Origin of the sequence: Bacillus cereus (assembly GCF_002561295.1) — a bacterium.
Taxonomy (GTDB): domain Bacteria; phylum Bacillota; class Bacilli; order Bacillales; family Bacillaceae_G; genus Bacillus_A; species Bacillus_A cereus_S.
In genome coordinates this window covers 26256-52946 of record NZ_NTUG01000015.1, presented here as the reverse complement: position 1 = coordinate 52946, position 26691 = coordinate 26256, and the positions used below count along the sequence as shown (strand labels likewise).

The following is a 26691-nucleotide window of genomic DNA, read 5'->3' as shown; positions in this document are numbered from 1 at the left end:
CATTAAGAATTGAATAGCTTGAAGCAGAGATAATCCATATATATGGGAATATAGACCTCGAGTATGAGAGTGAACGAGGCATCCATTTCTTAGATTTTAAATAATTTCTATAACGACTTCATTTTTCCTCTATTATTGCAGAGGAATAGCTAGAATTTTGAATTTCAACAAAAAACTCTTCTTTACACCATATCATATATACGTCCGGTTACATAAAGTAATGGAAAATAAATATAAGGTTGAAAAGTTGTATTCGCTTCTATATACTTTTCGCGCCTTAACCTTTTTAAGTTATAAAAAAGCCCGACTTTTAAATTGTCGGACTTTATGAAAATAGCATTATGCTTTTGTCATACCAAGTAGAACAGCACCGCCGATAATGAGAACACTACCTAGTGCAATAAATACCATTTGACGCTTTGTTTTCTTTTCGCCTAAGAAGACGATTGCTCCAAATGTAGAGATAACGATACCAGTTTGAGATAATGGGAAGCTTGTTGCTACTCCAACTCTTGGTAAAGAAAGAAGTAAGAATAAGTTACCTGTTCCCCAAAGTAGGCCAGATAAAGCATTACGAATTGCATATTTGTTAAATGGTTTATGTTTAGATGTCAATACAACTGCTCCGACAAACATACCGACTGCTTGCGGTAAAATAGCAGACCAACCATCAATATTGTACCAACGAATAATAATTACATATACAAGGTAACCGAATGTAGAAACAATTAAAGTTAAAAGTCCTTTTTTCAGTTGTCCTGGTGGTTGAGCATTTTCTTTATCATCTAATGAAGTGAAGACAACACCGACTACAATTAAAAGGATTGCAATCGTTCCCAGAATGATTGTAGTAGTAGTAGTCCACTCACGAAAAGCGATAACGCCAAAGATAGAAGTCGCAACAAGTTGCATACCAGTAGAAATCGTTACAGTGGTTGAAACACCTAGTTTTTCAACTGTTTTTAATTGGTTTACTTGTCCTAAAGCCCAGAATAAACCTGAAATGAAGCCGACGATTAAGACTGTCATCGTTAAAGCTGGTTGAGTAAATACATACATAATTGTTGCGAAGAATAGAGCACCGATTGTCATACCTACCGTTTGGCTGTATGCACCACCGCCCATTTTTACGCTAACTAATAAGATGTTTCCCCATGCAATTGCAGGGAGAAGCGCTAATAAAATGTCCATTACAAGACTCCCTTCATTTCTCTATATTAATATAATTTTTAATTCGTTCTAACGATCGGTAATTTCCCACTTAGAAGTTGGGAGATTACCGATCGTTAAAACAAAATGAAGAATGTACAATATAAATACGTTTTCATTTCTTCATTTTTTTCAAATACCTAAATATAATAACAGGAAAGCGACTGTTTTAGAAAGTAAATTCAAATAGAATGTATATTTCTATAAATATTAAAATTCTGTTATTTTACCGCGATAAAAAAGACCTCAAAAATTGAGGTCTTTTTTTATAAAGGGGGGGATAAAGTTATTTAGCTCTTTTTTAGTAATGGGAAAAGGGGGGACAACCTAATTCCCATTGGCTTTACTTTATGACTTAATTATATGCAATAAGGAAAGTAGTAACTATCGAATTAGCTTACAGTAGGATTACAGTTTTGTAAGGTTGTGATAAGGGGAAACTTTAATCAATGAAGGGGTTGCTGCCTGCTAATGCGGGATAAATTATTTTATTCAACAAAACAGTTTATTTTTCGGGAAATATAAAGGCAGCCTTTGTCGAAAGCTGCCTTAAGAAGTAGTAATTCTTTTATTAATGAGTTGGATGGACAATAAGAAGAGGAGTGACATACCAACTGTTATGATAACAAGCGTCCAAGCAAGCTGCATATTACTTGCATCGATCGCCATATAAATGGCTGTAGGAATCGTTTGTGTCTTTCCTGGAATATTACCAGCAAACATAAGTGTTGCTCCAAACTCGCCAAGTGCACGCACAAAGCTTAAAATCATGCCGCTAAGTAGTGCAGGAAATGCAAGTGGTAATGTGACGTGTAAAAAGACTTGATATTCACTTGCTCCAAGATCACGAGCACCTTCTTCAATTTGCTTGTTTGCAATAGAAAACCCTGTCTTTGCCGATTGATACATCAGCGGAAATGAAACAACTGTTGAAGCAATGACAGCTGCCCATGATGTAAACATAATTGATTGTTGAAATAATGATTCAACCCACTTCCCAACAGGGCTGTTATTCCCAAAAACAATAATGAGAAAGAACCCAATAACAGTTGGCGGAAGCACCATCGGTAATAGAAAAATAGTTTCTAATAACACTTTATATCGCCATGAGGAGCGTGCTAATATTCGTCCAATAACCGTGCCCAAAATCATAACAATAATGGTGGCGAGTGCAGCTACTTTTAAGGAAAGAAAAACAGGCGACCAAAGTGTATCAAATGTCATAGTTGTTACGATAGGATTGTAAATCCATATTTTTTAAAGATAGATTGTGCATCTTTTGACTGCAAATATTCATAGAATGAAGTCGCCTCTTTCTTATGCTTAGATTCTTTTATAACTCCTACTGGATAGTGGATCGGTTCATGAGAATTAGCGGGTGCAGTATTTGCGATTTTTACTTTGTCTGAAATAAGGGCATCGGTTTTGTATACAATTCCAGCGTCCACATTCCCTGTTTCTACATATGTTAACACTTGGCGGACGTCTTTTGTTAATACGATTTTGTTTTGAAGGTCGTTCCATAAATTTTCATGTGTAAGAGAAGCCTTTGCATATTTTCCAGCCGGGACAGACTCAGGTGTACCAATTGCTAGTTTCTTCACTTTTTCTTCTTTTAATTCTTGAAATGTTTTAATGGAGCTCTCTTTTGGAACGACTAAAACAAGTTCGTTTCCTAGAAGATTTTTCCCCTCTTTTTCATTGATAAATCCTTTTTTCACAAGCGTTTGGAATTTGTCTTCTGCTGCAGAGAAGAATAAATCCGCAGGAGCTCCTTGTTCAATTTGCTGCTGAAGTGCACCAGAACCACCGAAATTAAAAGAGAGTTTTATATTTGGTTCTTTCTGTTTATATTCTTTTTCAATTTCTTTGAAAGCATCTTGTAAACTTGCAGCTGCAGATATTGTGAGTTCAACCTGTTTTTCTTCTTTAGCATTTGTTTTTTCTTTCTTTTCCCCATTTGCGCAAGCGCTACTCAAAATAAGAAGAAAAGACAGGACGAATACCCCAATGTACCGTAATGTAAATTTGTTCATACATATAATCCCCTTTCTTTTTCATCATATTAATTATAACTAATTATATTTAATTATAAATAGATATAACTAAATATAATGTGAAATAAATCACTTTTTGAAAAAATAGGAGAAATTTTCTTTCTTTGTTACAATGGAAAAAGAAAGTGAGGAATCGTCTATGGATCATCATTCCTACACAACGGAAGAGGTAGCAAATCGACTAAAAGTTTCAAAGTTAACAGTGTATGATTTAATTAAAAAGGGAGAACTACCTTCTTATAGGGTTGGTAGACAAATGCGTATTGATGCATCGGATTTAGAAGAATATATTAAACAAATGAAAACAGGGAAAGTGCAGCAGGTTTCTATGAAACTAGAGAAGAAGAACAGGGAATCTTCCTGTGTGATTAGTGGACAAGAATTAACATTAGATGTGCTAGCAAAACACCTTGAAAGGCTTTTACCAGGCTCTAGTATGCTTAGGGCTTATCAGGGAAGTCTAATAAGTTTAATTAAACTATCTCAAGGAGACGGAAGTATTGTTAGTTTACATTTGTTTGATGGCGATACAAGGGAATATAACATCCCATATGTAAAACGGATTTTAGTTGGACAGCCGTGTATTGTGGTGAACTTATTAGCGAGAAATGTTGGGTTTTACGTACAAAAAGGAAATCCAAAAGGAATACAAACATGGGCTGACTTAAGTAATTCGTCGATTCAATATGTGAATCGTGAAAAAGGATCGGGAATTCGAGTGTTAGTAGATGAACAGGTAAGAATTCAAAATTTGGCGAAAACAACGATTCGAGGTTATGATTGGGAAGAGTCGAATCACCTTGGAGTTGCTTCTCAAATTGCTAACGGAAAAGCCGATGTTGGTGTAGGGGCAGAAAAGGTAGCTCAAATTGTGAATGTAGATTTTATTCCACTTATGAAAGAGCAATATGACTTGGTAATCTTAAAAAATAAAGAAAACGAAAAACTCATTGAAGCAGTAAAAGAAATATTGCAATCGACAGAATTCCAAAATGAACTGCGAGCAATTGGTGGATACGATATAAGTAAAACGGGTCAAGTTATATATGAAACGAATTGAGAAAGGCTGCTTGTCTATGAGACGAGCAGCCTTTTTCTCTATATAAAGGGGTTACGGGAAACAATTTTATAAGACAATACCTTGTGCCAGTGCATAAATAAAACCTGTAAGAAGAGCTGCACCGCTAGCAAGTCCGATAAAGTCTAATTTGTTAAAAGTAATGTTGTTCATAGGTATCTCTCCTTATTTGTTTAAAGTTGTAGCAACCGCTTTTGCATCGATTAGGGCAGATAGCACCATGCCCATTGTATTTACGAATTTATTTGTTTTCATTTTGTTCATCATGCGTATCCGCTCCTTTTCGAATGTTTGTCGTTGCCCTTGTTTCTGTCTTAATTATATGAAATATAGGCAGGAGTAACTATCGAATTAGCTTACGGAAGAATTACAGTTTTGTAAGAAAAAAAGACATTCGTGTAAGAATGTCTCTTAAAGCATATTGATATGATGGTGCTCCTCTATCGTTTTTAAAAAGCTTCGCATCGAGTTTGTCATATAGGTATCTTTCCGGCGGATAAATACGGTTGAAATGCTACCGTATTTTTCAGGGATTGGGTGACAATGAATCTTACCTGTCGTAGAAAGATACTGAACGGCAGATTGTGGAACGAGCGTAATTCCAAGGCCGAGTGCGACGCTGTTTAAAATTGTCTCTAGTACATTGAATTCCATAATTCTTTTTGGGAGTAATCCTTCATCTTTGAGCCAGCGTTCTAGTTTTGAACGATATCCACATCCTTGATTAAAGACGAGAAGTGGCGTTGTTATAAATTCATCTATATGAAAGGCTTTATTTTGTGTAATGAGAACGAGCTTTTCTGTACATACATTATATTGTTCTAATAATGGATGTTTAATGGGCCCTGATATAAAGGCACCATCTAATTGGTGGTCAATCACTTCTTTCATAAGCTCCTCTGTCAAACCAGCTTGTAGTGACAAATCGACATTTGGATATTTTTTATAGTAAGAAGAGAGTATGGTTGGTAATGTACGTACTGTTTCGACTGTACCAATTTTTAAAATACCAGATGGAGTATCATTATCCAGAAATACTTGTTTTAGTTCTTCAACATCTTGCAAAATTTTATTAACGTAAACAAGCATTTTTCTTCCTTCTGCATTTAACGTCATCCCTTTTTTATGGCGATAAAAAAGCGGCATTTTGAGCTCGTTTTCTAATTGTTTAATACGTGCTGTTACATTGGATTGTACATAATTTAATTCTTTTGCGGCTTTACTGATACTTCCGTAATCTGCAACGCACTGAAAAATTTGTAAGTCTCGAAGTTCCACTAAGTATTCCCCCTTGATGTTAACTATCATTATAAATGATAGTTAACATCATTTTGAATCATTTTACGTGATATATTTTTTCTTTTACAATGCTCATTGTGCAATGTATCAAGATTTACATAGAAGCGGGGGATTACAGTGAGAAAAAGTCAAATGATAATGGGGGCACTAGCATGTTTAATTGCAAGCATGTCATGGGGAGCGATGTTTCCAGTTGCAGATCATGCACTAGAGTATATAGATCCATTTTATTTTTCATTTATTCGTTATGGGGCAGTAGCGATTATATTAGTTTTATTGTTATTGATGAAAGAAGGTAAGAAGGCATTCCGTTTAGAAGGGAAAGGCAAGCTACTCGTCTTTTTCGGAACGATGGCGTTTACTGTATATAATGTGCTTGTTTTTTTAGGTCAAATGATGATGGGGAAACCTGGCGTTATGGTAGCTTCTATTATGGAGGCGCTTATGCCAATGATTTCAATTTGTATTCTGTGGGGATATAAACATATAAAACCGAAGAAGTATATGATAACAAGTATGGTTATTGCTTTTGTTGGAGCTGTTTTTGTTATTACAAAAGGTGATATGAGTTTCTTTCTTACATTGAAAGATAATCTATTTTCGCTAGCATTTATTTTTATAGGTGTTGTGGGATGGGTAGTCTACACGATGGGTGGCCAAGTATTTAGTGACTGGTCGACGCTTCGCTATTCTACATTGACATGTGTATTTGGTACAGCTGTAACAGGTGTTATAACAATAATCATTACAATGCTAGGCTATGTGCCAGTACCAAGTGCGGAAATACTTTCTATCGTTAAGTACGATTTATTATTTATGATGACATTACCGGGTATTGTAGCGCTACTTGCCTGGAACTATGGTGTAAAAATTTTATCATCGATTAACGGGATTTTATTTATTAACTTTGTGCCAATTACTACATTGGTTATTATGATGATGCAAGGATATAAAATAACAACTTTTGATATAGTAGGAACATTGCTTGTTATGACAGCTCTTATTCGAAATAACGTATGTCAGCGCAAAGAAGAAAGTAAAAATAAGCAGGTTTTACAAGAAGAACCGTTACGTAGAGCTGTCTAATAGACAATGCATTTGGAGGATTTTATATGTCGGAAAGTTTATTGTTTTTCCTTGCTGTTGGAATTGCTTGCGAGCTTGCGGCGATTAATCGAAATGGCCGTAAAAAAATAAAACAACAAGCAGAAATGATTCAATTATTAAAGGAATTACAAGAAAGAAAGGCATAATAAGAAAGACGACCGGGCATAGACGGTCGTCTTTCTATTACTATCTATATAAAGGGGAAAGGGGACACAAAATTTATAGGAGTGTAGCGGCATAAATGAAAGCTGTAAGAAGAGCAGAGCCACTAGCTAGTCCGATAAAATCTAATTTGTTAAAAGTAATGTTGTTCATCATAATCTCTCCTTACTTGTTTAATGAAGTAACAACCGCTCCTTTTCGAATGGTTGTTGTTACTTTGTTACTTTCTGACTTAATTGTACGAAATGTAGAGAGAAGTCACTATCGAATTAGCTTACAGTAAGATTACATTTTTGTAAGAATTAATTTTTATAAATTGTCACTTATTTTTAATACCAACTACTAAAACTTAGTGTTATAATTCTTGTAAGAGAATGATTAAACCTTTGACATGGAGAAAGGAACAAAACGAATGTATAAACCAATTACATTTTCGTTGAAATATATATTTAAAACGCTTGGAAAAGTGGAGGTTCAAGGGAGAGAAAAGTTACCTGAGGGTGGGCCGTATGTTGTTGCTTGTACACATACAAGTTTTATGGATGTTTTAATGTTAGCGGCAGGTATGTATCCAACAGAAATTCATTATATGGCGAAAAAAGAATTATTTGAAAGTAAGTTTACAAATTGGTTTTTTAAGAATGTAAATGCTTTTCCGGTAGATCGTGCGAATCCAGGACCAAGTACATTAAAAATTCCATCTCGTTTATTAAAAGACGGTAAAGTAGTAGGTATTTTTCCAAGTGGAACGAGATCGTCAGAAGATGTTTCTTTAAAAGCAGGAGCCGTTACAATCGCAATGCGTTCGAATGTTCCTTTAGTACCAGCAGCTTATGTTGGACCGTCAAGTGTAAAGGAATTAATAAAAGGAAAAAGAGCACAATTGATTTTCGGTGATCCGATTCAAATAGAAGCGGGAGAGACAGTAGACCGAAAAACAGCGATGAAAATGATGACAGATCAATTGAACGAAACATTTGAAGAACTAACAGAAACATTAAAAAACATGAGCAAATAGGAAAAAACGACCGGGCATAGACGGTCGTTTTTTCTATTATTATCTATATAAAGGGGAAAGGGGACACAAAATTATAGAAGCGTAGCAGCGTAAATGAAAGCTGTAAGAAGAGCCGCGCCGCTAGCAAGTCCAATAAAATCTAATTTGTTAAAAGTAATGTTGTTCATTATAATCTCTCCTTACTTGTTTAATGAAGTAGCAACCGCTTTTGCATCGATAAGAGTGGATAACACCATGCTCATTGTATTTACGAATTTGTTTGTTTTCATTTTGTTCATCATGCGTATCCGCTCCTTTTCGAATGGTTGTTGTTACTTTCTGACCTAATTGTACGAAATGTAGAGAGAAATCACTATCGAATTAGCTTACAGTAAGATTACACTTTTGTAAGAGAAATGCATGGGGAGGTAAGGTAGGGAGTATTTGAGAAGGATAACTTCACCTTTTCATACCAACAAGGTAAATTTGTTGGAGCAAAAGTAATCGACTTCATTGTCGAAGGAATTAATACGAAAACAGCAGTTACAATTATATCAAGTCAACCAGATTTAATTCGTGAAACGATTACGAAACATATGACACGCGGTATTACTGTGTTAGAAGGACGCGGTGGTTATACCGGAAAAAATAAGGAAGTACTATATGTCGTAATCAATAAGCAAGAGCTTGTAAAATTAAAACAAGTAATCAGTAACGTGGATGAAGATGCGTTTGTTGTTATTCATGAAGTACGAGATGTACTTGGCGGTGGTTTTAAAGCAAGCTAAAAAGATGAACGAGGGGTTCGTTCATCTTTTTTATTTTATAACTTGAGGAAGAACCTTCATTAGTTTTTCTTTTATTCGTTTGGCCAAGGATGGGCTTCTCCCTGACGTGGATATGCTTATAACATACTCATCATCGCGAATAACTGCGGGTGTATGAAAGGAGGATTCTTTTCCATCACTGACGATATTAACCCATTGAAATTCATGTGCTGCTTGTTTAACCATCATATTTACATCATGATAATTTGTTGCAGCGTAGATGAGATGTGCGTCTTTAATGTCTTCTTCTGAAAATGTTTTTTGTTTCCATGTAATATAGGAAAGGTTTTTCATTTCCTCACAAATATACGGGCTCACAACAGTGATAAAAGCTCCTGTGTTTTCTAATCCGCTCGCTTTTCGGTATGCAATTTTTCCACCACCGATAATTACAACTGTTTTGTTCTGCAGATTACACATGATAGGGTAGATGTTATGCATGAACATGTTCCTCCATTCGCTCTAACAAAGCGGATTTCATATAGGAATCAAATTGAAGACAGTTACAAGTTGTAACGTTAGCGTATTTTTTAGCGTACCGATTAATCTTTTGAAGTAATAATCCGGTGAAGAGAAGATAGGGCATGACATATACATGCTTTGCCGATGCTGCTTTGTTATTGAGTTCATCAGTAAAAGAAGGCGTTCCTTTTGTTAAAAAGGAGCAGGAAACTGGTAAGGAAATCCTTTCCCCGACAGTTGCTCCAATTTGCTTCAACTCATGTATAGGTTGAGGATCGCTACTACCACGACCGACAAGTATAATTTCGCTATTTTCTATTGGTATAGCTTCACGTATTCGTTTTATCACAAGTTCAATCATAAGCGGATGCGTACTAAAAGGTGGCACAACTGAAAATGTAATGTGTGGATAGAGCTTCTGTATTTTTTTTATTTCAAAAGGGACATCACGTTTATAATGGGCTGCTGCAAATAATAGAACAGGGACAATTAAAATCTCAGTTGCGCCGTCTTGAATCGCTTTTACAATCGCATCCTGAACAGTCGGTGTTGTTAGTTCAAGAAAGCCGATCTTTTGGATACTTTCGCTGCGCTCCTTTATAACGGACTTAACAAAGTGAATGAATTGTTCATTGCCTTCTTGTAATCGGCTACCATGTCCAATATAGACAATGCCTTTCATCTTGTCACCACTTCTTTCTCATTGATGATAGTTTGCAGCTGGTGATCGATAGTATGGAATCCAACTTTATTTGCATATTGCAGCGTGAGTTCATCGGCATATGAGAATGGCAAATGAAGAATATCGCTGAAACCAAGGCGTTGTACTTCGGATATAAACGTATCAATTGCAGCACGACCTTCAAATACGATACTATCCCATGCGAATTCAGTTAGCGTACGTGCATGAATTTCATCAAAACGATGATCAATGTTATATTCATGTGTTATGATCTGAGAACCCGCCCCTATTTTTTCTTGAATGATGGCAATGCGATTGATATTTCGCCCTAAGTAAATAGTTGTTTCGGTAGAAGATCTTGCGGATTCGCTTAATAATCCATAGTCCATTAATGCTTTTTGAGTAGTGCTATTCATATGTTGTAGTGTTGCTTGTAAGGAGCGAATATCTTTTTGATGCTGCGCACATGATTGTAATAAGATTCCTACACTTTCAGGTGAACAGAAAACAAGGCGCTCAGCTTTAAATATTTCACAAAGTTTATTGGATGTTAATACATGTTCCTGCTTTTTGAAAGTGGGTATTTGATATATTTCTGCCCCAGCTTCTTGTAACTTCTGCGCTAGTATACTTGTTTTGTTCGTTGCAGAAGCAAATAAAACTTTTTTTCCGTATAGTGATTTGCGTTCTTGCCAAGCAATTTGTTTACGTAAAGATACAACCTCACCAACAATTGTCATCGAAGGGTTTGAAATATGTTCTTTCTTTACGGAATCGACGATTGTAGAGAGTGTACCTGTAACAACTCGCTGTTTTCCGGTTGTACCCCATTCAATGACTGCTACGGGAGTATCCTTTTTTCTTCCTGTTTGCAGCAAGTTTTCACAAATTACAGGTAGATTTTTAACGCCCATGTAAAAGGCGATTGTATCGCTGTTTAAGAGGGCACTGTAATTGACTTGATCGCTAATTGCGCCTTTTGTATGACCAGTTAACAATGTTACACTATTGCTGTAATTACGATGAGTAAGAGGGATACCGGCATACGCACTAGCTGCAATACTAGATGTAATACCTGGGACGATCTCATATAAAATATTTTCTTCAGCTAAAGCGGTTGCTTCTTCACCGACGCGTCCAAAAATAGAAGGATCTCCGCCTTTTAAGCGAACGACTGTCTTACCTTCTTTGGCAGATTGGATTAAATGCGTGTTAATCATTTCTTGTCGCATAATATGATTTGTTGGCATTTTTCCGCAATAGACGAATTCACAAGTTGGCTTCGTATAACGAAGTAAACTTTGATTCAATAATCGGTCATATAAAACAACATCTGCCTTCTTTAGACAATCTATCGCCTTTTTTGTAATAAGTCCTTCATCACCAGGCCCTGCACCAACTAAATATACGTATCCGTTCATCTCTACACCTCATCTATTTTTACTTGAAAGGAAACCCAAAAAGGGATTACCTGTACAAGTTACATGTATATATAAATATCGCCATCAATAACTTTTACTTCATAGGTTTGAATACAACCGTCATCAGGCTTTTGCACTTCACCCGTTATTAATGAAATTTTCCAGTCGTGCAATGGACAGAAGACGAATTCTCCAGAAACAATCCCCTCTGCTAAAGGTCCATTTTTATGAGGGCACCGATTTTCTACCGCACGAATATCACCATTGGAAAGGCGAAATAAGGAGATGGACAACTCCTTTATTCGTACCTCCTTACCAATTTGCACGGGAAGGTCTTCGGCACGCATGATTTTTACTTTCTCTTTCGTTTGTAACATGTAGATCGCTCCTTACTTTACAGTTTCAACTTCATACATAGCTTTTAGTGACTGAGTTTCTAACGCTTGTCCCCAGGCTTCTTCATATGTGTTACGTGCTTTTTGGAAACGCTCATTTAACATTGCGACCATACCTTCATCTTGCAGCACTTTTTTTATGTGATCTAAGCCGATTCGTTCTACCCAAGGGGCAGTTCGTTCGCCATAAATACCAGTTTCACGATAATGTTGTACATAAGCTGTGGCAATATGAAGTACGTCGTCTTCAGTAGGAACAATCATGACAAAATCAGCTTCACGAACTTCCGTACCACCGTTACCACCAATATAAAGCTGGAATCCATTTTCAACACAAACGACGCCAAAGTCTTTTGTTAATGCTTCCGCGCAGTTACGTGGACAACCCGTTACACCCATTTTCATTTTGTGCGGTGTATCGACCATTTCTAACGATTGTTCTAGTAACATACCAAGTCCTAACGAATCTTTTGTACCAAAGCGACAGAACCGAGAACCAACGCATGATTTCACATTACGAAGGGATTTTGAATAGGCATAACCTGAAGGCATATCTAGATCAGACCAAACTTTTGGTAAATCTTCTTTTTTAACACCATATAAGCCAATCCGACTTGCACCTGTTATTTTGACGAGCGGTACATCGTATTTTTTCGCAACTTCGGCGATTTTCATTAAATCATCTGCAGTAGTAACGCCACCGTACATACGAGGAATAACAGAAAATGTACCATCATGCTGAATATTACCGTTCATTCTTTCATTCACGAAGCGGGATGATTTATCATCTGCATATTCTTCTGGACGTGCCATACGTAAATAGTAATTTAATGCAGGGCGGCATTTTGAACAGCCATCTTCATGTGCGAAGCCGAGGACATTTCGTACTTCTTTTGGTGATTTTAAACCTTTCTCATGAATTGCTGTGACAACTTCATCACGCGATAAAGTTGTACATCCACACATACCTACATTTTGAGCGGATGCATCGAAGCTATCCCCGAGTGTATGAGATAAAATTTGTTCAACAAGTGGACGACATTTACCACATGATCCAGCGGCTTTCGTGCATCCTTTTACTTCTTCAAAAGTTGTTAAATCTTGCTCTAAAATGGCATGAACAATTGCGCCCTTCGTCACACCGTTACATCCACACACAGTGTCATCAGCACTCATGCTTGCAACGTCAAGTCCGCTTTCTTCACCAGCTTTATGAAGTAGAGAAGCTGATGTATAGTCTTGTATATCTTCTTCTTTCTTCAACATGCTAAAGAGACGTGTACCTTCAGCTGTATCTCCATATAAAACAATGCCAACGACTTTATTGTCACGAATAAGTACTTTCTTATAGGAACGAGTACATTCATTAAAGATTGAGATTGCTTTTGTATTATTATCTTCATGAATTTGTCCAGCGGAGAATAAATCGCATCCAGCAACTTTTAGCTGTGTACCGACAATACTACCTGTATATCCGTCAGTTTGTGAGTTTGTAATATGTTTTGCTAGTACGGCCCCTTGTTCATATAAGGGAGCGACAAGACCATAGGCAATACCGTTATGCTCTGCACATTCGCCAACTGCATAGATGGATTCATCATCTGTTTGCATATAGTCATTTGTAACGATTCCGCGATTTACAAGTAAGTCCGCTTCTTTTGCTAATTGTGTATTTGGACGTATTCCGACAGCCATTACAATTAAATCGCATTCTGCAATACTGCCATCTTCAAATTGAATTCCTTCAACATGGTCAGTACCAAGAATTTTCACCGTTTTCTTTTCCATAAGAAATTTCATACCTTGTGCTTCTAAGTCTTCACGCAGTAACGAAGCAGCTTTTGCGTCAAGTTGTTGCTCCATTAAGTGTGGCATTAAATGAACAACATGTACGTCCATGCCAAGGTCAATAAGTCCTCGCGCGGCTTCTAAACCAAGTAAGCCACCGCCTATTACAACAGCTTTTTTATATTGCTTAGCAGCATTCATCATAAATTGTGTATCTTCAATTGTACGAAATCCTGTTACACCTGGAAGTTCTGAACCTTCAACAGGTAAGATAAAAGCACTTGAACCTGTTGCAATAATAAGCTTGTCATACATGACAATACGGTTCTTTTCTGTAACAATGACTTGTTCTTCACGATCAATAGTTATTACTTTTTCATTTGTATACAGGGTAATGTTATTTTCTTCGTACCAATTGTATTCGTTCATGATGATATCGTGTATATTGGTTTTTCCTTGTAGGACGTGAGATAGCATAATGCGATTGTAGTTTGGATGAGGTTCATCGCCAAAAATGGTAATGTCATAAAGAGTTGCATCTTGTTTTAAAATTTCTTCTATGCAGCGTATACCAGCCATACCATTTCCGATCATGACTAAACGTTTTTTCATATTCATTTCCCCTCTTAAATGTGAAATGTTTAACAAAGTTTTATACTTGTATTATAGAACCTTTGGAAAATGGAGAGTGTGATGTTTATCACAGTTTTGGAGGGTTCACAAATTGTTAAAAATAATATAAAATTTCATTCGGATTCTTACAAAAATGTAAGGCAAATGTAATAGGATTCAATGGCAGAATTGCTTCAGTCTCTTTAAAATAAATGTATAGAAAACTACACATATTGTGTGGAGGAGGAATCTACTGTGGGGTGGGAAAAAGTAAAAAAGCGAGTAATTATTACTGGAATGGCAGCACTAGCTATGATTATACTGTTACTACCAACAAAGCTTGGGCCAGTAATTGATAAATACAATCCATTTTATAAAACGAAAGAATACTATACAATTGTGAACGGTATCGGTCAGCATATTGGAGATGATTGGTATGAATATGAATTTGTTGCATACGACGAAAAAGGCAGGAAACAAACAATAAAGAAAACTGTAAAACATATGTTAAAGAGAGATGAACCTTTGAAGATTTTTGCAAAAGGGCGTTATGGTGAATCGTTGGTAGAGATAGATGTTCAAAATATTCCTGTGCAGGCGAGAAGTAAGCTTTTGGCAGTGAGGTAACGTCGTTTATGACAATATTGTAAGGTATATGTAAGTTAATTCGATAGTTAGCATTTGCGAAGTTTATTACAATACAAGTAGAAAGTTTGGACATACAACTTTCTGTCTGAAATGATGATGAATGTTTGAAAGCCAACCAACTATTGAATAGGTCTCTTCTCTTTATGAGATGAGGCCATTTTTTTAAACCTTACAACATTGTAAGGTTTACGTAAGTTAATTCGATAGCTTGTTTGTCATATTTTTTGCATAATAAAGTGAAACTTCCATCAGAGGGGACGTTATTCCCCCTACGATGGTTAGCCCTCATCAATCGGGCTTTTACTACGGGCAGTTGTTCTCCGTCTTATTTTCCTTGTTTTTTCTGAAGCTTGAGGTAGGGGCTTACTGCCCGTTAATGCGGGGTAAAAAAAGATAAGAAATTAGGGAGATAATGAGAAGGGAGAAGAATGGGATGCGAAAAGAAGAAGTAGTTAATTTTCAGGTGAAAGATTTCTGTGGCTACTTTACCGTTGCTGCCATATGTATTGGGCTCTTTGATATAATTACAAATTTAATTGTTAAATAACATAGATGGTAAAACAAGAAGGAGGCCCTTCTTGTTTTTTTTATTGCCTTTAATCTGAAGTAGAGTATTAAAATAGATATGAGAGGTGATAGAAATGAAGTGGATTGATAGTCATATACATTTGGATCAATATAAGGAAAAAGAGCAGATGAAGCTAATTGATGATGTGAAAAGAAGTAGTGAGATAGCTGGATTGATTGCGGTGTCCATGAACTATCGTTCTTGTCAGCAAACACTATCTTTAGCGGAGCAACATACATGTGTATATCCGGCGCTGGGGTTTCATCCGGAGCAGGAAATCAATAAAAAAGAATGCGAAGAAATTTATAAGTTAATTGAAGAAAATGTAGAGCAGCTTGTTGCGATAGGTGAGGTGGGCTTACCGTATTATTTGCGGCAAGAAAAGAAAGATATTATGGTAGGACCTTATATAGAAATATTAGAAGAATTTGTGGTGTTATCGAAAAGGCATGACTTGCCAATTGTGCTACATGCAGTTTATGAAGATGCGGACCTTGTATGTAACTTACTTGAACGATATGAAATTTCACGGGCACATTTTCATTGGTTTAAAGGAAGTAAAGAAACGATGGAGCGAATGATTCAAAACGGATATTATATTTCAATTACGCCTGATGTTTTACAGAAGGAGAAAATTAGAAAAATCGTATCGTTTTATCCGTTAGAATATATGATGGTAGAAACGGATGGACCTTGGGAATTTCAAGACAATGCGATGACACATCCAAGAATGATTCACGATGTGTTAAAAGAAATAAGTTTGATAAAAAATATTTCTATGGATAAGGTTGCGGAGCAAATATATCAAAATACAGTTCGTTTTTATGGGGAAAGATAGAGGAGAAAAAAGAAGTGGAAGTAGATGAAATGTCTTACTTTGATTTGGATAAAAAATCCCAAGCACAAATTTGTGCTTGGGATTTTCTATGATTCAAGTCGTTTTGCACGTCGTATCAATAAAAGAAATACAATCAAAATAACACCAAGTATGAGGAAAAATCCATATTTTTTCAGAAGTTCAACCGTAGCATTTAAAGAAAAGGGTTTATCAATATGGATACCATCTTTATTAGAAGTAATATGGATATCCTTCGCCTTTACTTCATTTGATTCTCTTTGTAAATCAATCCATTCTATATTTGGGATTGTTTCTAGCTCATTTAATAGCTTCTTGAAAGGCTTGATACCTAAGTATGGATGATAAAAGGCGCCAATTATACCATCTGATAGTTTTGTGAATGATAAGGCCCGTTCTTTTATTTGATACGCTGCATGAGACTTATTTGCTTCTACAAAACCGACTGTTTCAGGAAGTACTTTCATTCCATGTAAAAAGGATGGATTACTTTGAAAGGCTGTGGCATGCATAGCTCTCCATGTTGCGTCACCTAACTGTAATTGTCCTACATAAGTTGAGAAGTAGCGTGATAATATTTCGTATCCTTTTTGTGATATTGCATAGTGTGGCGCTTCAAAAGCGAGTGGATATAGTTTAGCTAATGCGAGCTCCGTAATTCCTTTTTCGATATGATCTCTTATATACGTTTCCTCAAATTTTTCACCATTTTCCACATATGCATTATAAGCAGCATCTGATTTGAAATCTTGTCTTGTTTTTGGTTGTTCATGATTTGGATGACGGATAGGCTGATCTGTTTTTACATCCCAAAATTCAAACCCTTCTCCTGTTTCACTATCATAAAATTGATGAGTATAGCCATGCATAACAATGGAACCGCCATTGCTCTGCATAAAACGTAATACATCTACTACCTCAGGTTTATCTTTAAGGTGTATTGTCTTTCCGGTACTTGGATCCATATATACTGGGATAACAGCAATCATATACGGTATATTTTTTTCTTTTAATAATTCAGCGATTTCTTGTAATTGCTTCGTATCAGCGGCTGGGTGCACATCTTCTAATCGTAAATAAGCACGATGTTTATCTGTTTCCGGTTTTTGCTGAAAGTAAGAAAAGAGCATTTCACCAACATAATGAGACGTCCAATCAAACAGTTGAGATGTCGCTACGTAATAAGATTGATTTTGTTTTACGATAAAGGGATACGTACCTTTTGAACCGATCGCATAAGCAAGAGATTCCCCAGTTGTATCAAATTGTTGAATTAAACGATCTTCGTGTAAGTTGTTTTTGAGATGATGTGTTGGATATTGTAAAGTATGAATTCGTGTTTGTTCTCGCTTAAGCGTAATAAAGGAAAAACGATTGGGTAATTGTTCTATATTTTTCCCGAGAAATAATAAGGGGCCTGAAAAACTTTCTAGAAATTGTTTTGTTTCATCAGGTAATTGTTCTTGTTGCTCTCCTATGTAAATGACATGTGTGTAAGATGATTGTGCGGACAGTTCGCTTGGCTGCGATGCACTTTTCAGTGTTATATCACTTGTGAAATGGCCGACTAGACTATTTAAAATTTGTATATCATTTGTAACTTGCCCATTTTCTGTGCTATATAAAATCAGTACTTTTGGTTTTTTTGTTGTTTGAGCGGAAGTATGGATAGGAATGAGTAATAAAATGGTGAGCAAGAGTAATAACGCTCTTTTCATATAGGTAGTCTCCTGTTCTTTGTATATAATTCAATTTACAATTATATACAAAGGGAAAGATGGAATCCATTTTAAATAAGTGTTGGTAAAAATTACATATATTTGAGTGAAGGAAAGGATCTTACATTTTCTCTCTAGTTTTACCATTTATTTTTCGCAAAATCAGTCTTAAGCATGATGTTAAGATAAGTGCTTGTTTGATATGATTAAAGGGTAGTAGGTTGATAGACTTCCGGTAATTGTAAGGAAGGGCTGAAAGGGGAAAAATTTCAGCAGAGAAAGAGGTAGAGGTAGTGAAAAAATTCTTTGTAGGATTTTTAGTTGTTCTTGGAATGTATTTATATTTCCAAGGAGAGTCTGAAGGAATGGAAAGATCGAAGAATCAAACAAGTTATGTTGATTCAGAGGAAGCAAAACAGATGAAACAAATTATTACTGAAGAAGCAAAGAAAGTAAATCTTCCGGAATGGATACCTCTTACAATTGCCGAGCATGAAAGTCGTTTGAACCCACGAAGTGTTGGAGATAATGGTACTTCATTTGGACTCTTTCAATTACATCGCGGTGGAGGGCTTGCTCCTGATGACTTAACGGACGAGCAATTGAAAGACCCACGGACAAATGCCCAAATTGCTATGCCTCATTTAATGAAAGGGTATAAAAGAGGTGTGGAAAAAGGTTTGACTGATTTCCAATTACTAAAATATGTAGCAAATACATCCGGATGGCCAGGTAATTTAGGACCTGAGTGGACTGATAAAAATATGAAGTATAACGTTGGGCTAGAGGACGTGTACTATCGAAATAAAGGAATAGTGAAAGAGTAGGTGCTAGGCACCTACTCTATTTTTTTGTGGGGTGGTTCAAAAAGTATTGTTCGAGCTGTTGTTTTACATCTTCTAGTTTTGTAGAAACTTGTGGGATTTTATACCCGACATATAAAGGTGAAACAACAAAGCGTGGAACGACTTTACAAATGATTTTGTCATTCAAGTGATAGAAAAATAAGTTATAGCTACTGCACCCTTTATGAAAGTCAGTTAATATATAACGCACCATCTGCTGTATATAATGTGCCATTATATCGATGAATTTTATGCTTTCAATGATGATATTAAACTCAGTAAAACCGATAATCGGTCGTGTAGAAATGTTGAGTTCAACCTGTGCATCTTTTTGTACGATTACGCCTTGAAAGTTTTCAGGTGTTATATTTTCAAGGTAGTCTACATATTTCATGCCGATAATTTGCATATGTGCATGGTGCAAACTCCCACCTGAAAATGGCCCGTGATTTTTATATAAAATAACAGAAGTAAATTCATCACTGCTTTCTAAAGCAATCCAATGTTTAATTGAGAAACGAATTAATTTTTGCATATGTTCTTCTGTATAGGTTGCGATATGATCATCGCAATTATCTGTTTCGATAAGAACGGTTTGAAACGTATCTTTCAGTGTTGGAAATTTGTTTTTTAACCAGATAATAGAGTCTTCGGTTTCTAAAATATCAGTGAGATTTTCCGTATCACAAAAAGGACAAGCCGTATTCTTATTACGGATGCTTTCTGGTTTTTGTTTGCTAATATCATTTAAAAAATAAAGTTGTTGTGTATCCATTCGTATATGCCCCTTTGAAAATATATGTAAAATTCCCGTCTACTATATTCGTGAAAAGGAAAGGGAAATCCTGTATAGTGAAAATGGAATATAGATAAAAGAAGGAGCTAGAAGATGGAAGAGCAACAAAATGTATCATTTCAAGATATATGGAAAACCGCTAATCCGCCCAAAAAAATATTTGCAGTAGGATTAGCGGTTTTCAATACTATCAACAATCGCTGGATTAGGTATCCCCCTATTAATTAAAGAGCTGATGGAAGGATTTTCGAAGGGATTCTCCTTTTCGACGTTAGGAATAATAGCTGGGTTATTATTATTTGAGTTTATTTGTGAAGCGACCTCCATGTATATGCTGTCTCGAGTTGGAGAAGGTATCGTGCGAACAATAAGGGAGAAAGCGTGGAGGAAATTACTAAATCTTCCTGTAGATTACTATGATAAAAATCAGTCTGGTGAGATGGTAAGTCGTATAACAAATGACACCACAGTACTTATGACACTCATTTCTGATGAAATTGTACAACTTATTAATAGTGCATTATCTATTACTATATCGATTATTATTTTATTTATTTTGGATATTCCAATGACTTTAGTTCTATTGTCAGCGGTACCAATTACGTTGTTAATTGTTTTTCCACTTGGAAAAAAGCTTGCTGACTTATCTGATCGAGAACAAGAGAAAATGTCAGAGCTAACAGCATTTCTATCACAAACATTAGGCGAAATTAAACTAATTAAATCATATAATGCTGAAAAGATTGAATATAAAAGAGGTAAAAATAAGTTTCAAAGTTTATTGCAATATGGAATGAAGCAATCCAAAATTAAATCTATTTTAGGGCCAGCTTTAGGAATATGTACGATTGTGGTATTAATGAGCGTTGTTGGATTTGGTGTATGGAGAGTGGACCAAGGATATATTTCTTCTGGTGAATTGGTAGCATTCATTTTATATTTATTTCAAATTTTAATGCCGTTTGTACAAATGAACCAATTCGTAACAAGTTTCCAAGAGGCAAAAGGATCTACACGTCGTTTATTCCAAATATTGAATGAAAGAGAAGAAGAGCATATTTCTATGCCACAAAAATTTGAAGAGCCGGAAAAGTTGGTATTTCAAAATGTAAATTTTCATTATAATGAGTGTGACCCTATTTTGAAAGATATTTCATTTACAGTGAGAAAAGGTACAACGACAGCGCTTGTAGGACCAAGTGGGGCAGGGAAAAGTACAATCTTTGCATTGATGGAACGGTTTTATGAGCCAACAGGTGGAGACATTTCATTAAATGGAAAGTCATATCGTGAGCTAAATATAGAAGCATGGCGACAACATTTTAGCTATGTTGCTCAAGCAGCTCCTGTATTGTCTGGAACAATTACAGATAATATTACATATGGTATGAATCGTAAGGTTTTATCAGAAGAAATCGTTCGTGCAGCGAAACTTGCGAATGCACATGAATTTATTATGGCATTTCCAGATGGATATGAAACAGAAGTTGGAGAGCGTGGTAACCAATTATCAGGTGGTCAAAAACAACGAATCGCCATTGCACGTGCCCTTTTACGTGATGCAGAATTTCTATTATTAGATGAAGCGACAGCAAGCCTGGATTCGGAATCAGAAGCCAAAATACAAAGAGCAATTGAAAATGTATTTGCGAGTAGAACGACGTTTGTGATTGCACATCGCTTATCCACGGTAGTGCAGGCAGATACTATTCTTGTATTAGAGAACGGTAATATTACAGGAACTGGTACACATGAGGAGTTAATGAAACATCATCCATATTATAAAAAAATTGCGGAACAGCAATTTTTAATAAAAAAAACAAAAGACAAGATATCCTAATTGTGTGAGGGTATCTTGTCTTTTATTTTTTCTGTAATAATGTATATGGATAATATAAAGTGTTTTCGTTTTGTTTCTTTTTTCTATTTTTTAGTGTGTACAAAGCAACAATTGTGCTTGCGATTGTAATCATAGCTTTCTTCATATTCCTTTACCCCTTTTTATTGTTCATTTAATTCTTGGCTAACTGCTTTTGCATCAATTAAAGCATGGAGAATCATTTTTACCATGTTCATCATTTTACTTCCTCCTTTTATAGTTGGTTAAGCTCTTTTACAACTGCTTGTCCATTTACTAATACCTCGAAGGTTGCTTTTACGATTTCTTTCATCATGATTACTTCCTCCCTTTGTTTGTCTCTTGTTTACATCTTTATTGTATAGGTAGGCGCTGTTTCGTACTATCGCTTTCCATTACGTGAACATAACAGTTTTGTAAGATTGGATGTTGTTTGTTGAAATGTTTAGTCTATCTTCATTATTTTCAGAAAAATGACTATTCAAACATGAAATGGGACAGTATAATAAAAGAGTAAGTATTAATTTCCGTACGAAAGGAGTGAATGAGATGAAACGTTCTTTAGCTTCGCGCGCAAAATTTTTAGATTTTATTTATTTTTGTCGTGCGATTTTTCATGATGTGGTTGCGAACGGGATACGTATGCCCTTTTTTAGCAATTGCATAGTAGCTATTGAACGATAGAAATCTCTTCACCCATTTTATAAACGTGTGAAAAGGGAGGCTATTCGGCTTCCTTTTTCTATGCAAAAAACCATGGGGAAAGTTTCTTTCCCTGTGGTTTTTTACGTTGGAAGGAGTATGGAAAATGACAATTTGTAGTGTAAACAATATAAAGAAATCTTTTGGTGGAAACATCATATTTGAAAATATATCGCTTGAAATTAAGAACGGTGAAAGAATTGGATTAGTTGGCCGAAATGGAAGCGGAAAGACAACGATTTTTCAATTGTTAACAGGAATAGAGAATGTAGATGCAGGCGCAATTCATTTCAAGAAAGGTACATGTATTGGACATGTGGCACAAATTCCAAGTTTTGCTGACGAAATGACTGTATATGATGTGTTAAGCGCTGCTTTTATAAAAGAAAAAGAATTAGAAACAGAAATGCGTAGTTTGGAGAAACGTATGGCAGAGGAACAAGAACCAGCTGATCTACAAAAATTGATGGATAAATATGGGGCAGTACAGGAACAATTCGCATTTTTGGGCGGCTATGAAATAGAAGCGAATATTATGAAGGTAGCAAATGGTTTGCAAGTTACAGATCTATTTTCTCGAATGTTTACTAAACTTAGCGGTGGCGAACAGACGAAAGTAAGTCTTGCATATATGCTATTGCAGAAGCCAGATTTGCTACTTTTAGATGAGCCGACAAACCATTTAGATTTATTTGCAGTGGAATGGCTAGAACAATTTTTAAAAGAGTATATAGGAACAGTTGTTGTCATTTCACATGATCGTTATTTTCTGGATGAAGTTGTTACGAAGATTTTTGATTTAGAAGATGGAGAACTTCATGTCTATCATACGAATTACTCGCAGTTTGTGAAAGAAAAGGAAGAAAGACTGCTGCAAGAGTTCCAATCGTATCAAGAACAGCAAAAGAAGATAAAGAAAATGAAAGAAGCAATTAAACGTTTAAGAGAATGGGCGAATCAAGCGAATCCTCCGAATGAGGGATTGCATAAGAGAGCAAGAAATATGGAACGTGCGCTAGAACGGATGGAGAAGTTAAAGAAACCAATTATAGAAAGAAAACAGATGGGACTTCAGTTTGAAGGGAAAGAGAGAAGCGGGAAAGATGTTGTTGTAATGAAGGAAGTTAGTAAAAGTTTTATGAGTCGTACTTTATTTCAAGAAGCCAATTTACATGTTCGTTTTCAAGAGCGTGCTGCTATTGTTGGGCGGAACGGTACAGGGAAAACAACATTATTAAAATTGTTATTAGGTGAAATGAAACAGGATGCTGGTGAAATTCGAATTGGTAGTGCTGTGAAAGTTGGATATTTATCGCAGCATACTTATGGAAACATAAAGGCTAATGTATTGGAAGCTTTTCGTGAGTGTGTACCCGTAACAGAGGGAGAGGCAAGACATATATTAGCACGCTTCTTATTTTACGGACCGGCTGTTTTTAAGAAGGTGAATCAACTTAGCGGAGGAGAACGGATGAGGCTAAGGTTATCACAGCTCATGTACCAAGATGTAAACTTTCTCGTGCTAGATGAGCCAACGAATCACCTCGATATTGAATCAAGAGAGGTGCTGGAGGAAGCTCTTGAACAATATAATGGAACAATTCTCGCTGTTTCACATGACCGCTACTTTTTAAATAAGTTATTTGAGAAAACGTATTGGATTGATGAACATAGATTATTTGAATTTGCAGGGAATTATGCTTGGGCGCGTCAGAAATGGGCAGAAAAAATAGAGAAAGAAGAAGTGAAACAACAAGAGGCTCCAAAAATGAAAGGAATGAATATAAGGGTAAAAGAGAAAGAATGTAGTGGTATAGACGAACTTGAAGATAAGCTTATGCATATAGAAGAAGAGATATATGCACTGGAGTGTACAATGGAAGAAACAGGTGAGGTTGAAGTATTGGAACAGTTATATAAAGAGAAAACGGAAAAAGAACGATTACGGGCGGAATTATATAATCGATTAGATAGTATGATGGAATAGATGAAAGAAAGATAAGCCATTCCTCTCATGTATGTGAGTAGGATGGCTTGTTTTTCTTTTTTATGTAGAGTACATGCTAATGTACTGACACTTCTCCTAATTTTGTACTGTATATGCATTACTTGTTTCACGTGAAACAAAATACTGGAGCAGTTTTTTTATCTCTAAATATATGCTTATATTTGAGTACACTTCGAATTAATTTGGTAATTTTTGTAATTGACTTAACAAGAATACGTTATGATTGAAAAAAAGAAAGCAGAGTCTACAGCTTCACCCGCTGAACCCTGCTTTCTTTTTGTGTATTGTCTTCCCCTATGGAAATGGTAATCGCAATTCCGAGCATAAAGAAAAATGCTAAAAAGAGGACGAACTTTGGGAAGAACGGGAATAGTAGCAATGCCCCCGCTATTATGAGTGTCAATGCAACATAGTGCAAGACATATTGGAATAGTTTGTCCATATTTTCGCCCCCTTTTTTGGTAGTTTGTTATTATCCTATGCCTGTCCACTAGATAATAGAATGCCTTTTTATTATTTCTTTTTTGTAAAAATAATAATGGAATTTTATTAAGTTTACCTAAATTGCAGATTCAATAATAGTTTTATAAAAATTCTTGAAATATTTATATAGAAAGAATTGACAAAATATAATGAACGATATAAGCTAATAACCATAAAGTCTAGCGGAAAAGTCGGAATAAGATTGTTACCCCTCATAAAACATCTATTTTTTTGCTTTTAAAACCGACTTTTCCGATGGAATATAAAACGTGTTGCTCGGAAGGCATACATTAGGCAAGCAGTTCATAAAGTGTAATTATTAAAAAAAGTTAGGGTGGGGACAATGAAGAAAAAGTCAAAAAAGTGGGCTGGTGTATTCTCGGTTTTATTAAGTAGTTCATTGGTGTTATCCGCATGCGGGGGAGCAGAGGATAAGGCTTCAACAGAACCAGCTAAACAGCAGGATGTAAAAGATTTGAAAATAGAGAAGGTTACAGCGACGGATAAGTCAAAAAATCCTGAAAAGGCGAAACAAAGAAAAGATACGCTTATTGTCGGGATTTCAAAGCCTGGCGGTGTGTTCTTACCTTATTTCCAAGAGAATGGTTGGGATGGAAATGTAACATCAGTTATATTTGCGTCTCTTGTATCAACAGATAAACAAGGAAAACCAGTTCCAGAGCTTGCGGAAAAATGGGACGTATCTTCTGACCAGTTAAAGTATACATTCCACTTACGAAAAGATTTGAAGTTTAGTGATGGCTCACCGTTAACAGCAGATGATGTAGCATTTACGTTAACATTGTTACACGATAAAGCTTATGAAGGTGGAGCAGATATTTTACAATATGCAATTAAGGGTGGAAAAGATTATAAAGAAGGAAAGGCAACATCGATTGAAGGAATTAAAGTAGTTGATCCACAAACAATTGAAATTACGACAGAAAAAGTAAATTCACAAGCTTTAACTGCTTTAGGTGGATCAGTATTATCAAAAGCTTATTATGGTAAAGATTATAAGCAAAATACAAGTTTAGATTATTTAAAAGATTTATATGGTAAGCCGATTGCGGCAGGGCCTTATAAATTTGAAAAATATGTTCCAGGTCAAGAAGTACGATTTGTGGCAAATGAGCATTACTATGCTGGTAAGCCGAAAGTGAAAAACTTTATTTATAAAATTACATCACCAGACACAAACTTCCAGTTATTCCAAACAGGAGAAACGGATTATGATGGGTTTGCTGCTAACAATGACAATATTGAACAATTAAAGAGTCTAGGCTTTGCTAATTTCAATATCGAAACAGTAAGTTCATACTCATATATTTATATGAATAATAAAAAGCCATATTTAAAAGATAAAAAAGTACGTCAAGCACTTATTTATGGATTAGATCGTAAAAAATATGTAGATACAAACTTCCAAGGGAACGCTTCTGTTGCCAATATACCGATTTCACCAACTTCATGGGCTTATGACGATAAGGATATCAACCCATACGAATACAATTTAGAGAAAGCGAAAAAATTGTTAGATGAAGCTGGTTGGAAAGTGGGTTCTGATGGTATTCGTGAAAAAGATGGCCAGAAATTAAAGTTAAGCTATTATGCAGCAAGTGGTAGAAAGCAAGAAGAGGTATTTATTCCAATTGCAAAAGAAAACTATAAAGCATTAGGTGTAGAGTTCAATGCGGAAATTATGGACTTTAATACTCTTGTATCGAAGGTTGGAAAATTTGATTATGATTTAGCTGCTGTTGCAACGCCAATTCTTTCTGATCCAAATGACGCAGTAGCTGACCTTGCATCTACACATCCAGATAACTCAGCGGGTTATAGTAATCCAAAAGTGGATGAATTAATTCAAAAAGGTATCGAGACAGTTGATATTGAAAAAAGAAAACCGATTTATAAAGAACTGTATAAAGAATTAAGCGAAGATCCACCTGTAATTCTATTAAATTATCGTAAAAGTATTTCAGCATACAATGCACGTGTGAAAGGTATTGAACCAGAGAAATACAATAGCATTAGTGCAAATTTACCTGTTTTATCTATTGAACAATAAGGATAAGTAAGGATAAATAGAAGACATTTTTTCATACAGCTA

Annotated in this window: 26 protein-coding genes and 2 pseudogenes; 12 read left to right on the top strand and 16 right to left on the bottom strand. The window is 35.7% G+C overall.

Going from position 1 to position 26691, the window contains the following annotated elements; all coding sequences use genetic code 11:
* Nucleotides 1-339: 339 nt before the first annotated feature.
* The 3 genes from CN373_RS11945 to modA all read right to left on the bottom strand — a co-directional run bounded on the left by CN373_RS11945 (nt 340) and on the right by modA (nt 3245).
* The gene (locus CN373_RS11945; protein ID WP_000353547.1) at nt 340-1191 is read right to left on the bottom strand and encodes a GRP family sugar transporter; all 852 of its coding nucleotides are present in this window, start codon (nt 1189-1191) and stop codon (nt 340-342) included.
* A 567-nt stretch (nt 1192-1758) separates the two neighbouring features.
* A complete protein-coding gene (gene modB, locus CN373_RS11940) occupies nt 1759-2433 on the bottom strand; it encodes a molybdate ABC transporter permease subunit (protein ID WP_098359435.1) in 675 nt (224 codons plus the stop codon).
* A gap of 5 nt (nt 2434-2438) precedes the next feature.
* Nucleotides 2439-3245, bottom strand: a complete 807-nt coding sequence (gene modA, locus CN373_RS11935; protein ID WP_001032256.1) for a molybdate ABC transporter substrate-binding protein — start codon at nt 3243-3245, stop codon at nt 2439-2441.
* 133 nt (nt 3246-3378) lie between these two features.
* Here modA and CN373_RS11930 point away from each other — a divergent pair, with 133 nt between their 5' ends.
* Nucleotides 3379-4326 (top strand): substrate-binding domain-containing protein, encoded by a 948-nt coding sequence (locus CN373_RS11930; RefSeq protein WP_000410254.1) that lies wholly within the window; start codon nt 3379-3381, stop codon nt 4324-4326.
* Nucleotides 4327-4392: 66 nt separating this feature from the next.
* Here CN373_RS11930 and CN373_RS11925 read toward each other — a convergent pair whose 3' ends face one another.
* Together CN373_RS11925 and CN373_RS11915 are read right to left on the bottom strand one after the other, a co-directional pair.
* On the bottom strand, nt 4393-4497 hold the full coding sequence (locus CN373_RS11925; protein WP_001059996.1) for a DUF3948 family protein: 105 nt from the start codon (nt 4495-4497) through the stop codon (nt 4393-4395).
* A 258-nt stretch (nt 4498-4755) separates the two neighbouring features.
* Nucleotides 4756-5622, bottom strand: a complete 867-nt coding sequence (locus CN373_RS11915; RefSeq protein WP_000423043.1) for a LysR family transcriptional regulator — start codon at nt 5620-5622, stop codon at nt 4756-4758.
* Nucleotides 5623-5760: 138 nt separating this feature from the next.
* Between CN373_RS11915 and CN373_RS11910 the strand changes: the two genes are divergently transcribed.
* Both CN373_RS11910 and CN373_RS11905 read left to right on the top strand, forming a co-directional pair.
* Complete coding sequence (locus tag CN373_RS11910) at nt 5761-6729, top strand: DMT family transporter (protein WP_001232325.1); 969 nt, start codon at nt 5761-5763, stop codon at nt 6727-6729.
* Nucleotides 6730-6755: 26 nt separating this feature from the next.
* Nucleotides 6756-6896: a YrzO family protein gene (locus CN373_RS11905; protein WP_000004410.1), complete on the top strand. Its 141-nt coding sequence runs from the start codon at nt 6756-6758 to the stop codon at nt 6894-6896.
* Between the two features lie 73 nt (nt 6897-6969).
* On the opposite strand, the gene CN373_RS11900 is transcribed toward CN373_RS11905, so the two are convergent.
* Nucleotides 6970-7065: a DUF3948 family protein gene (locus CN373_RS11900; RefSeq protein ID WP_018767156.1), complete on the bottom strand. Its 96-nt coding sequence runs from the start codon at nt 7063-7065 to the stop codon at nt 6970-6972.
* Nucleotides 7066-7324: 259 nt separating this feature from the next.
* Here CN373_RS11900 and CN373_RS11895 point away from each other — a divergent pair, with 259 nt between their 5' ends.
* A complete protein-coding gene (locus tag CN373_RS11895) occupies nt 7325-7930 on the top strand; it encodes a lysophospholipid acyltransferase family protein (RefSeq protein WP_098359444.1) in 606 nt (201 codons plus the stop codon).
* Between the two features lie 71 nt (nt 7931-8001).
* On the opposite strand, the gene CN373_RS11890 is transcribed toward CN373_RS11895, so the two are convergent.
* Entirely contained in the window at nt 8002-8097 is a 96-nt protein-coding gene (locus tag CN373_RS11890) for a DUF3948 family protein (RefSeq protein ID WP_098359434.1), read from the bottom strand.
* Nucleotides 8098-8394: 297 nt separating this feature from the next.
* On the opposite strand from CN373_RS11890, the pseudogene CN373_RS11880 reads away from it, so the two are divergent.
* Nucleotides 8395-8697: pseudogene (locus CN373_RS11880) on the top strand (YitT family protein); the annotation flags it as partial.
* 30 nt (nt 8698-8727) lie between these two features.
* Here the strand turns inward: CN373_RS11880 and CN373_RS11875 are convergent.
* From CN373_RS11875 to nirB, 5 genes are read right to left on the bottom strand one after another with little or no spacing between them, the layout of a single operon-like run.
* The gene (locus CN373_RS11875) at nt 8728-9177 is read right to left on the bottom strand and encodes a precorrin-2 dehydrogenase (protein WP_000551588.1); all 450 of its coding nucleotides are present in this window, start codon (nt 9175-9177) and stop codon (nt 8728-8730) included.
* Nucleotides 9170-9880, bottom strand: coding sequence for a sirohydrochlorin chelatase (locus CN373_RS11870; RefSeq protein WP_000676442.1), 711 nt, complete (start codon nt 9878-9880; stop codon nt 9170-9172). Before CN373_RS11870 ends, CN373_RS11875 begins: the two co-directional genes overlap by 8 nt.
* On the bottom strand, nt 9877-11301 hold the full coding sequence (locus tag CN373_RS11865) for a uroporphyrin-III C-methyltransferase (RefSeq protein ID WP_001014919.1): 1425 nt from the start codon (nt 11299-11301) through the stop codon (nt 9877-9879). The genes CN373_RS11870 and CN373_RS11865 overlap by 4 nt, the downstream gene beginning before the upstream one ends.
* 59 nt (nt 11302-11360) lie before the next feature.
* On the bottom strand, nt 11361-11678 hold the full coding sequence (nirD, locus tag CN373_RS11860) for a nitrite reductase small subunit NirD (protein ID WP_000942190.1): 318 nt from the start codon (nt 11676-11678) through the stop codon (nt 11361-11363).
* Between the two features lie 12 nt (nt 11679-11690).
* Nucleotides 11691-14096, bottom strand: coding sequence for a nitrite reductase large subunit NirB (nirB, locus tag CN373_RS11855; protein ID WP_098359433.1), 2406 nt, complete (start codon nt 14094-14096; stop codon nt 11691-11693).
* 285 nt (nt 14097-14381) lie between these two features.
* Between nirB and CN373_RS11850 the strand changes: the two genes are divergently transcribed.
* Together CN373_RS11850 and CN373_RS11840 are read left to right on the top strand one after the other, a co-directional pair.
* Nucleotides 14382-14723, top strand: coding sequence for a YxeA family protein (locus CN373_RS11850; protein ID WP_425290444.1), 342 nt, complete (start codon nt 14382-14384; stop codon nt 14721-14723).
* Between the two features lie 662 nt (nt 14724-15385).
* Nucleotides 15386-16150 (top strand): TatD family hydrolase, encoded by a 765-nt coding sequence (locus tag CN373_RS11840; protein WP_098359432.1) that lies wholly within the window; start codon nt 15386-15388, stop codon nt 16148-16150.
* 86 nt (nt 16151-16236) lie between these two features.
* Here the strand turns inward: CN373_RS11840 and CN373_RS11835 are convergent, their stop codons facing one another.
* On the bottom strand, nt 16237-17886 hold the full coding sequence (locus tag CN373_RS11835) for a DUF2334 domain-containing protein (RefSeq protein WP_098359431.1): 1650 nt from the start codon (nt 17884-17886) through the stop codon (nt 16237-16239).
* Nucleotides 17887-18179: 293 nt separating this feature from the next.
* Here CN373_RS11835 and CN373_RS11830 point away from each other — a divergent pair, with 293 nt between their 5' ends.
* On the top strand, nt 18180-18713 hold the full coding sequence (locus CN373_RS11830) for a transglycosylase SLT domain-containing protein (RefSeq protein WP_000713239.1): 534 nt from the start codon (nt 18180-18182) through the stop codon (nt 18711-18713).
* Nucleotides 18714-18729: 16 nt separating this feature from the next.
* Here CN373_RS11830 and CN373_RS11825 read toward each other — a convergent pair whose 3' ends face one another.
* On the bottom strand, nt 18730-19506 hold the full coding sequence (locus CN373_RS11825) for a DUF4931 domain-containing protein (protein WP_000381060.1): 777 nt from the start codon (nt 19504-19506) through the stop codon (nt 18730-18732).
* Nucleotides 19507-19620: 114 nt separating this feature from the next.
* On the opposite strand from CN373_RS11825, the pseudogene CN373_RS11820 reads away from it, so the two are divergent.
* Nucleotides 19621-21367 (top strand): annotated as a pseudogene (locus tag CN373_RS11820) (ABC transporter ATP-binding protein).
* A gap of 22 nt (nt 21368-21389) precedes the next feature.
* Here CN373_RS11820 and CN373_RS11815 read toward each other — a convergent pair.
* Nucleotides 21390-21512, bottom strand: coding sequence for a hypothetical protein (locus CN373_RS11815; protein ID WP_000710037.1), 123 nt, complete (start codon nt 21510-21512; stop codon nt 21390-21392).
* A gap of 422 nt (nt 21513-21934) precedes the next feature.
* Here CN373_RS11815 and CN373_RS25710 point away from each other — a divergent pair, with 422 nt between their 5' ends.
* Nucleotides 21935-22069 (top strand): RAxF-45 family protein, encoded by a 135-nt coding sequence (locus tag CN373_RS25710; protein ID WP_000830645.1) that lies wholly within the window; start codon nt 21935-21937, stop codon nt 22067-22069.
* Between the two features lie 124 nt (nt 22070-22193).
* Complete coding sequence (gene abc-f, locus CN373_RS11805) at nt 22194-24074, top strand: ribosomal protection-like ABC-F family protein (RefSeq protein ID WP_098359430.1); 1881 nt, start codon at nt 22194-22196, stop codon at nt 24072-24074.
* Between the two features lie 265 nt (nt 24075-24339).
* Here abc-f and CN373_RS11800 read toward each other — a convergent pair whose 3' ends face one another.
* Nucleotides 24340-24537, bottom strand: coding sequence for a hypothetical protein (locus tag CN373_RS11800; protein ID WP_000359316.1), 198 nt, complete (start codon nt 24535-24537; stop codon nt 24340-24342).
* Nucleotides 24538-24921: 384 nt separating this feature from the next.
* Between CN373_RS11800 and CN373_RS11795 the strand changes: the two genes are divergently transcribed.
* Nucleotides 24922-26649 (top strand): ABC transporter substrate-binding protein, encoded by a 1728-nt coding sequence (locus CN373_RS11795; RefSeq protein WP_098359429.1) that lies wholly within the window; start codon nt 24922-24924, stop codon nt 26647-26649.
* The last annotated feature ends 42 nt before the right edge of the window (nt 26650-26691 follow it).

What these genes read in the sequence shown, in the direction of transcription:
- CN373_RS11945 (WP_000353547.1), bottom strand. Translation starts at nt 1,191, where the DNA reads ATGGACATTTTATTAGCGCTTCTCCCTGCAATTGCATGGGGAAACATC.
- modB (WP_098359435.1), bottom strand. Translation starts at nt 2,433, where the DNA reads ATGACATTTGATACACTTTGGTCGCCTGTTTTTCTTTCCTTAAAAGTA.
- modA (WP_001032256.1), bottom strand. Translation starts at nt 3,245, where the DNA reads ATGAACAAATTTACATTACGGTACATTGGGGTATTCGTCCTGTCTTTT.
- CN373_RS11930 (WP_000410254.1), top strand. Translation starts at nt 3,379, where the DNA reads ATGGAAAAAGAAAGTGAGGAATCGTCTATGGATCATCATTCCTACACA.
- CN373_RS11925 (WP_001059996.1), bottom strand. Translation starts at nt 4,497, where the DNA reads ATGAACAACATTACTTTTAACAAATTAGACTTTATCGGACTTGCTAGC.
- CN373_RS11905 (WP_000004410.1), top strand. Translation starts at nt 6,756, where the DNA reads ATGTCGGAAAGTTTATTGTTTTTCCTTGCTGTTGGAATTGCTTGCGAG.
- CN373_RS11900 (WP_018767156.1), bottom strand. Translation starts at nt 7,065, where the DNA reads ATGAACAACATTACTTTTAACAAATTAGATTTTATCGGACTAGCTAGT.
- CN373_RS11895 (WP_098359444.1), top strand. Translation starts at nt 7,325, where the DNA reads ATGTATAAACCAATTACATTTTCGTTGAAATATATATTTAAAACGCTT.
- CN373_RS11890 (WP_098359434.1), bottom strand. Translation starts at nt 8,097, where the DNA reads ATGAACAACATTACTTTTAACAAATTAGATTTTATTGGACTTGCTAGC.
- CN373_RS11875 (WP_000551588.1), bottom strand. Translation starts at nt 9,177, where the DNA reads ATGCATAACATCTACCCTATCATGTGTAATCTGCAGAACAAAACAGTT.
- CN373_RS11870 (WP_000676442.1), bottom strand. Translation starts at nt 9,880, where the DNA reads ATGAAAGGCATTGTCTATATTGGACATGGTAGCCGATTACAAGAAGGC.
- CN373_RS11865 (WP_001014919.1), bottom strand. Translation starts at nt 11,301, where the DNA reads ATGAACGGATACGTATATTTAGTTGGTGCAGGGCCTGGTGATGAAGGA.
- nirD (WP_000942190.1), bottom strand. Translation starts at nt 11,678, where the DNA reads ATGTTACAAACGAAAGAGAAAGTAAAAATCATGCGTGCCGAAGACCTT.
- nirB (WP_098359433.1), bottom strand. Translation starts at nt 14,096, where the DNA reads ATGAAAAAACGTTTAGTCATGATCGGAAATGGTATGGCTGGTATACGC.
- CN373_RS11840 (WP_098359432.1), top strand. Translation starts at nt 15,386, where the DNA reads ATGAAGTGGATTGATAGTCATATACATTTGGATCAATATAAGGAAAAA.
- CN373_RS11835 (WP_098359431.1), bottom strand. Translation starts at nt 17,886, where the DNA reads ATGAAAAGAGCGTTATTACTCTTGCTCACCATTTTATTACTCATTCCT.
- CN373_RS11825 (WP_000381060.1), bottom strand. Translation starts at nt 19,506, where the DNA reads ATGGATACACAACAACTTTATTTTTTAAATGATATTAGCAAACAAAAA.
- CN373_RS11815 (WP_000710037.1), bottom strand. Translation starts at nt 21,512, where the DNA reads ATGAAGAAAGCTATGATTACAATCGCAAGCACAATTGTTGCTTTGTAC.
- CN373_RS25710 (WP_000830645.1), top strand. Translation starts at nt 21,935, where the DNA reads ATGAAACGTTCTTTAGCTTCGCGCGCAAAATTTTTAGATTTTATTTAT.
- abc-f (WP_098359430.1), top strand. Translation starts at nt 22,194, where the DNA reads ATGACAATTTGTAGTGTAAACAATATAAAGAAATCTTTTGGTGGAAAC.
- CN373_RS11800 (WP_000359316.1), bottom strand. Translation starts at nt 24,537, where the DNA reads ATGGACAAACTATTCCAATATGTCTTGCACTATGTTGCATTGACACTC.
- CN373_RS11795 (WP_098359429.1), top strand. Translation starts at nt 24,922, where the DNA reads ATGAAGAAAAAGTCAAAAAAGTGGGCTGGTGTATTCTCGGTTTTATTA.